General features: G+C 70.6%; 5 protein-coding genes. All 5 read right to left on the bottom strand.

Going from position 1 to position 6,629, the window contains the following annotated elements:
• Positions 1–22: 22 nt before the first annotated feature.
• The 5 genes from ACZ38L_RS31765 to ACZ38L_RS31785 all read right to left on the bottom strand — a co-directional run bounded on the left by ACZ38L_RS31765 (position 23) and on the right by ACZ38L_RS31785 (position 6,488).
• Positions 23–1,987 (bottom strand): ArnT family glycosyltransferase, encoded by a 1,965-nt coding sequence (locus ACZ38L_RS31765; protein ID WP_465699813.1) that lies wholly within the window; start codon positions 1,985–1,987, stop codon positions 23–25.
• On the bottom strand, positions 1,980–2,999 hold the full coding sequence (locus tag ACZ38L_RS31770) for a glycoside hydrolase family 26 protein (protein WP_465699816.1): 1,020 nt from the start codon (positions 2,997–2,999) through the stop codon (positions 1,980–1,982). Before ACZ38L_RS31770 ends, ACZ38L_RS31765 begins: the two co-directional genes overlap by 8 nt.
• Positions 2,996–4,663 (bottom strand): glycosyltransferase family 2 protein, encoded by a 1,668-nt coding sequence (locus ACZ38L_RS31775; protein ID WP_465699818.1) that lies wholly within the window; start codon positions 4,661–4,663, stop codon positions 2,996–2,998. Before ACZ38L_RS31775 ends, ACZ38L_RS31770 begins: the two co-directional genes overlap by 4 nt.
• A 444-nt stretch (positions 4,664–5,107) precedes the next feature.
• A complete protein-coding gene (locus tag ACZ38L_RS31780) occupies positions 5,108–6,289 on the bottom strand; it encodes a globin domain-containing protein (protein WP_465699820.1) in 1,182 nt (393 codons plus the stop codon).
• A 22-nt stretch (positions 6,290–6,311) separates the two neighbouring features.
• The gene (locus ACZ38L_RS31785) at positions 6,312–6,488 is read right to left on the bottom strand and encodes a hypothetical protein (RefSeq protein ID WP_465699822.1); all 177 of its coding nucleotides are present in this window, start codon (positions 6,486–6,488) and stop codon (positions 6,312–6,314) included.
• Positions 6,489–6,629: the final 141 nt, after the last annotated feature.

Below are 6,629 nucleotides of genomic sequence, written 5' to 3' on the forward strand. Positions count from 1 at the left end.
CCGCGGGCCGCCGATCGGCCGGTCAGCTGGTGCGCAGCCAGACCTCGAAGTGGCCCTGGCCGGCCGAGGTGCGGTAGGGCAGGGCGCTGTCCAGCCGGTACCGTCCGCCCGACCGCAGCTGGTCGCGGATGGCGGTCTCCACGGCGCCGGGGTTGTCCGACCAGTCGAGCACCACGCCGTCGAAGTAGCCGTCCTGGAGTGCGGCCACGTAGCCGGGGATCCCGGTCAGCTGCTGGCCGGGACGGCCGGTGTAGTCGATGTAGAAGATCGAGGTCCAGCGCGTGTAGTCGGTCAGATGGCGCGCCGTCAGGTAGTAGACCGGTCCCTCGTGCGGCTCGCCGAGCCAGCGCTGCCCGGGCTGGACCTTGGTGGACAGCTCCTGGATCAGGTAGGTGGTGTTCGGCCAGATCCCGTAGTTGTACGCGGACTGCGACATGCCCAGGGTCAGCGCGATCGTCCCGATCGCTATCGCCGCCTGCGGGAACTTGAAGTGGGCGCCCATCAGCCGGGTCATCCCGACCCCGGCCATCGGGGCCGCGAACAGCAGCCCGAACCCGACGTGCTTCTGCAGCGAGGTGGTGGTCTGGAGGTGGATCTGGTACGCGGGCGCGAGCAGCGCCGTCCCGGTGAGCAGGGTGCCCAGGGCCAGTCGCCAGCGGGCCCCGGGGACGGCCTGCCGCCAGCCCGGCATCTCGCTGAGCCGGGCCCGCCGGGCGTACAGCACGGTGCCGAGGGCGGCGACCGCGAAGAGCAGGCCGCCCCACTGGGTGCTGTCCTGGATGATCGTCCAGGCGGAGTCGGTGCCGAGGGCCCGGGCGGTGGTGGTGCTCTGGATCGCCTGGAGGTAGTCGGTGGCGTACAGCGCACCACCGAGCAGCCCGACCACGCCGACGGTGAAGACGGCCGCGCGCAGCAGTGCCCGCGGCACGCCGTACCGCTGGTAGGCGACCAGCATCAGGAGCAGTGCCAGGGTGGGCAGGTAGAGCGCGGAGGCGTACTTCACGCCGACCGCGAGCGCGGCCACCGGAGCGGGGAGCAGCGACAGTGCCCAGTGGCCGTGCCCGATCCGGACCACGATCCAGGCCGACAGCGCGAGCAGGAAGACGGCGCACGCGTCGTAGGTCGCGAAGTTGCCGAGGAACAGGGTGGACTGCGCGAAGGCGAAGAGCACCGCGCCGCAGAGCCCGGCACGTTCGCTGAAGAGCCGGCGGGAGAAGGAGTACAGCAGCGCGGTGCTGCCCAGCATGAAGAACAGGCTCATCACCCGCACGCCGGCCAGGCCGAAGAGCGAGTCGACCGCCGCCGCCAGCACCGGGTAGAGGGTGGGCGCGCCGGAGAAGTACGAGCCGAAACCGCCGTAGTCCGGGACTCCGTGGAAGAGGTGCGCGATCATCGCGTGACCGGCGTAGATGTACAGCGCCTCGTCCTCGAAGGCGGTGTTGGTCAGGCGGAGCGAGAGCGCCGCCTGCACCACCAGGAGCACGGCGAGCAGCCCGCGGCTGATCCAGGTCCGCCGGGAGCTGGCGCCGGCCGCCCAGGCGGCGTCCGGGACGTGCGGCAGTGTCCAGCCGGGGCGCACCGGCTCGGCGAAGGCGTAGCCTGGGTCCGCCGCCGGGTCCGGGGAGGGCAACACCCGCAGCTGCATGGTGCGTTCGGCCTGGCGTTCCGGCTGCCGCCCGGTCGGCGGGTCGGTGGGTCGGGCGGCGGGTGGAGCGGCCGGGCGGCGCCGCGCCGACTTCGGCAGGACGGACAGCTTCAGCGTGGCATCGACGTCGAAGCCGGACTGCCGCGCCGGCCCGGGGACGGTCGACCGGGGTGTGGGCGGCTGCGACTCGGTCGCCTCCGGGCCGGCCGGCCGCGCGTTGGCCGGTGCGGCCGTGCCGCCGTGAGCCGGTCCGGTGCTCGGCCGGCCCGGCGCGAACCAGGAGCCCGCGTTCTCGGGCGTCTGCGCGGGGCCGCCGGGCCCCTTGGTGCTCTGCTCAGGCATCGGGGTGCTCCACGTCGAAGCCGAAGCGCGGATCAGCCGCTGCGTTCCGGAAGGCAGCCAGGGACTGCGGACTGCTGTCGATCCGCCAGTCCGTCTCCTTGTTGAGGTTGAACCAGACGAAGCCCAGCACGTCGTCGCGCGCCGCGACGCCGGCGAACAGGTCGGCGATGTCGGCGGGCTTGCGCGGGGTCGGCTCGGAGGCCGTCTCGGAGAGCAGCACCGGCTTGGCGGTGAAGGCGCGCACCTCGTCCAGGGTCGGCCCGAACAGGGTGTCGAAGGTGTGCGGCCCGGTCGCGGCGTAGTAGCCGATCACGCCGAGCCAGTCCACATAGCCGTCCCCCGGGTAGTACGGCTTCAGCTGCACGGTGGGCGCCGGGTTGATCACGTTCGGGCTCCACACCCAGATGACGTTGGAGACGCCCACGTCCTGGAAGCGGTCGTGGAGGTGCTGCCAGGCCTTGACGAAGTCGGCGGGGGTGTTCTGCTTGGTACCCCACGGGTACCAGTCGCCGTTCATCTCGTGCCCGAAGCTGATCGCCACCGGCACGTTGAGGTCGCGGATCGCCGCCGCGGTGCGCTGGATGTAGTCGTCCTCGCCGCCACCCGCGATCTGCTGGAGGGTCTTCTTGAACGGCTCCCACGCGACGTAGGGCAGCATGCCGTGCTTCCAGACCGCCAGGGTCTGGTCGGGCTGGAACTCGTCGCCCCAACCCAGGTAGTAGACCAGCAGGTTGGGCGCCTTGCCGGCGATCTGGGTCCAGGCGTCGACCGGCGCCAGGGTCTGCGGAACCCCGTCGAAGGTGGCCCCGAGGTACTTGTGCTTCGGCCTGAGCAGCTTGGTGACGTCGTACGGCACGTACGGCGCGGCCGAGGTGGAGCCCGGGGCCGACCCGGGCCCGGCGCCCTGGCCGCCCGCTCCGATCGGTGCGGTGGGACTGGCGCAGCCGGCCAGCCCCAGACCGCCCAGGGCGGCGGCGAGCAGCGCGGCCCGTCGGCTGATCGATGCGCTCATCCGGTCACCGCCGCGGTCTGGGTGGGGAGTTCGGTCGGGAGTTCGGCCGGTGGCTCGGGGTCGGTGCGGGGCGTGACCAGCACCCGGCAGATCGCGACGGCGTAGAAGACGCCGGAGGCCAGCATCAGGGTGAAGTCCTGCGGGACCATGGTGTCCATCCGCCACAGCGCCGCACCGATCCACAGCACGGCGGTGGGCAGGCTCCAGGCCCACATGCCGATCCAGAAGCGGCGGGTCTTGTTGTTCTTCGCGTTGCCCGAGCCGCTGGGCTGCCAGCCCATCGGGCGGCGGCGCAGCACGTCCCAGATCGCGAAGACGTGGGCCCAGCCGTACATCACCCGGGTCGCCCAGGCCTCCAGCCGGTAGGGGTTGCGGTGCCACAGCGGGTAGACCACGGTCAGATAGAGCACGCTGGGCAGGACGTACCACATGTTGGTGGCGCGCAGCTGGTCCGGGAAGAACAGCAGCAGCACCAGCGCGATGGCCGGCCCGGTGAAGGTGAGCAGCGCGGTCTCGATGTAGTAGACGAAGCCCGACATGTAGCAGAGCCGGCTGGCGAAACGCATCTTGACCCGCCAGAAGTCCTGGAGGCTGCCGAGCATGCTCATCGAGGCCATGCACCAGCGGTACTGCTGGTTGTAGTACGCGCCGATGCTGTCCGGGCAGACGCCGGTGGAGAGCGCCAGCGGTACGTAGCGCAGGTCCCAGCCGCGAGCCCGCAGGTCGAAGCCGGTGTGCATGTCCTCGGAGTGCTCGATCAGGCTGGTGCCGCCGATCTCGGCCAGCGCGCTGCGCCGGTAGACCGCGCAGGAACCCACGCAGATCGAGCCGTCACTGCGTTGCCGGGAGACCTGCACCGAGCGGTAGAAGAGCTCCTGGACGGCGCCCGCGCCGCGCTCGATCCAGTTCTGCTGGTCGAGCACCCGGAAGTACTGCGGCGACTGGACGATCGCGGTGCGCGGGTCGTCGTCCATGTACGGCAGCAGTTCGTCGAGCAGGTCCGCGCGCGGCGCGAAGTCGGCGTCCAGGATGAGGATGTGGTCGCTGTCGGAGTTCTCGAAGCCGTGCCGCAGGTTGCCGGCCTTCTTGAACCAGCCCCGGTTCGGGCGGACGAGATAGCGGAAGCCGAAGTCGGCGGCCATGGCGGCCAGTTCGGGGGTGTCGGAGTCGTCCAGCACGATCGGGGTGACCGGGCCCCGGTAGGAGTCGGCGAGCAGCCGCACGTGCGTCCAGGTGTTGTGCAGCACCTCGATGGGCTCGCCGCAGACGGGCAGGAAGACGTCCACCGAGGGGTAGACCGGCGGTGCCCAGTCGCGGACCAGTTTGCGGTGCTGCTTGAGGTCGAAGCTCGGAGTGAAGGCCTCCAGCCGGACGCCTATCAGGAAGCCCACCATCGAGAGCAGCAGCACCGGCGAGAACAGCCAGATCCACAGGCTGTGCCGGGCGGTGTCCAGCTGGCTGTAGAGGACGAAGACGAAACCGACCAGGGAGGAGAGGGTCAGCACCCAGTTGTACCGCTTGACGTAGGAGTACTTCTCCCGGTCATCGGGCGGCGCGGGCAGTAGGCCGCTCTTGCCTCTGGCCGCCGCCCCGGCACGCGGGGCTCGGCGACGGCCGCCGTGCGCACCGGGGTGTGCGGCGGAAGGGTTGTACGGGACGTTCACAGATGCAGGCTCCGCGGACCGCGCCGGTGCTGTCCGGCTCTCCAGGCATGGCAGGGACCCCCGCTGTCACAGGGTGTCTGCAAGAGAGTTGAGGGCTTGCAGACAGTATCGAATGCCGGGAACCTGTTCGGTGCGAATTCGATAACCGCCACACAACTTTTGCCGAAGCGACTTATCCTGAGCCTTCTCCCAGTTTCTCATTTTCTCATCGAAAGGTCGCCGTACTGAAGTTTCGTGTGCGCACTGGTGTTTGACGGCTCGTCCACCCCTTCCGGTTCGCTCCCGCCACCGTCGCCGGGCGGCCCCGCTCGGGGTGCCGTGGATCTGCGCGACCGGCCGCCGGCCCGGGCGGCCAGGGGCCCGGCGGCGGCGCGGCGGAGAGGGCTCCCCTTCGGGAGGGGCTGTGGCCGGATCGTGCGGCCGCTGGTCGTGCCGGTGACGGCGTCAGTGGTAGTGGGCCCCGGTGTCCAGCAGGCCTGAGGTGATGTCGAGTTCCTGGGGGGTGGTGGTCAGGTCGTAGTGCAGGCGTTCGGCCGGGACGCCACCGCGCTGGAAACGTTCGACCATGGTCATCACCATGGCGTCGGGGCCGGCCACGAAGACCTCGTGCTCGGCCCAGTGGCCCTGGGCCGGGACCACCTCGGGGAGCCGGCCCTGTACGCCGGCGTACTCGATCTCCTCGGAGACCACCGGGATCAGCAGCAACCGGGGGAAGACCGCGGCCAGCTGGCGCAGGCCGTCCAGGTCGTAGAGGTCGCTCGCGCGGCGCGCGCCGGCGAACAGGTGCAGGGTGAGCGGGCGGTGGCGCGAGATCATCTCCTCGGCCAGGGCCTTCACCGGGGCCAGTCCGGTGCCGCCGGCGACGCAGACCACCCGGCGGGAGAGCTGGTCGGGCAGGGTCATCGTGCCGCGCCCGGGCCCGAGTCGGAGCACGTCGCCGACCTGGGTCTGGTGCACCAGGGCGTTGCTCACCCAGCCCGCCGGCACCGCCCGAACGTGCAGGGTCAACAGGCCGTCCCGGCGCGGCGCGTTGGCTATCGAGTACGGTCGCCAGACCTTCGGCCAGCGGGCCGTCTCCACCGTGGTGTACTGGCCGGCCCGGTAGGGGAACGGTGCGTTGGGGCGCAGTGTGAGCACCGCCAGGTCGGGGCCACGCAGTTCGTGTCCGACCACCTCGGCCAGCCAGAACGGCGGGGTGCGGCCGGCCTCCTCCTCGGCGGCGCCGCTCATCGCGGCGGCGATCTGCCGGTACGCCTCGGTCCAGGCCCGTTCGTGCGCCGCGGTCCAGGCCTCCCCGGCGAAGCTGCGCAGCGTGCTCAGCAGGGCGGCGCCGACCGCATCGTAATGCGCGCTCTGCACAGCGTACTTGCGGTGGTCGCGGCCCAACTGCTGGAGGAAGGGGATGAGTTCGGCCGGGCGGTCGATCATGCGCACCGCGCCGGCCAACGCCCGGAACAGCCGGTCGCGTTGCAGGTCCATGGCGGGTGGGAAGAACTGCCGGACCTCGGGATTGCGCAGGAAGAGGGTGGCGTAGAAGTGACCGGTGAGCTTGTCCGCGCGGTCCTGGACGAGCGCGAAGCTCTCGCGGATCAGGGCGAGATTGTCCTGGCTGTTGTCGTCAGTCATCGGTGATGATCCTGATGATCCGTCAGAGGGTGTGACGGCTGGTGCGGAAGTCGGCGGCGGCGCGTGGCCGGGGAATGGGGTGATCCGGCACCCGTTCGATGGAGAACCGTTCGGCTCGCCCGGTCGGGTCGTAGGCTGCCTGGACGTGCTGCTCGCCGGCTGGGGCCTGTCCGGGATGGTCGAGAAGATGCTTGGGCATCCGTCTCCTCAATGAGCCTTCGCCATCTTCGAACGTGCAGGTCGGAGGGGCTGGCGTGACGGTTCTCCGGGATGCTCGCGCTGGCCGTGGGCGGGTGTCTGCGGTCTTGATCATCCGTCAGATGTCTGTCACCGGTTGACT

The sequence above is a fragment of the Kitasatospora sp. NPDC024654 genome (assembly GCF_055559155.1).

Coding starts and splice junctions, on each gene's coding strand:
- ACZ38L_RS31785 (WP_465699822.1), bottom strand. CDS start 6,488: ATGCCCAAGCATCTTCTCGACCATCCCGGACAGGCCCCAGCCGGCGAG.
- ACZ38L_RS31770 (WP_465699816.1), bottom strand. CDS start 2,999: ATGAGCGCATCGATCAGCCGACGGGCCGCGCTGCTCGCCGCCGCCCTG.
- ACZ38L_RS31765 (WP_465699813.1), bottom strand. CDS start 1,987: ATGCCTGAGCAGAGCACCAAGGGGCCCGGCGGCCCCGCGCAGACGCCC.
- ACZ38L_RS31780 (WP_465699820.1), bottom strand. CDS start 6,289: ATGACTGACGACAACAGCCAGGACAATCTCGCCCTGATCCGCGAGAGC.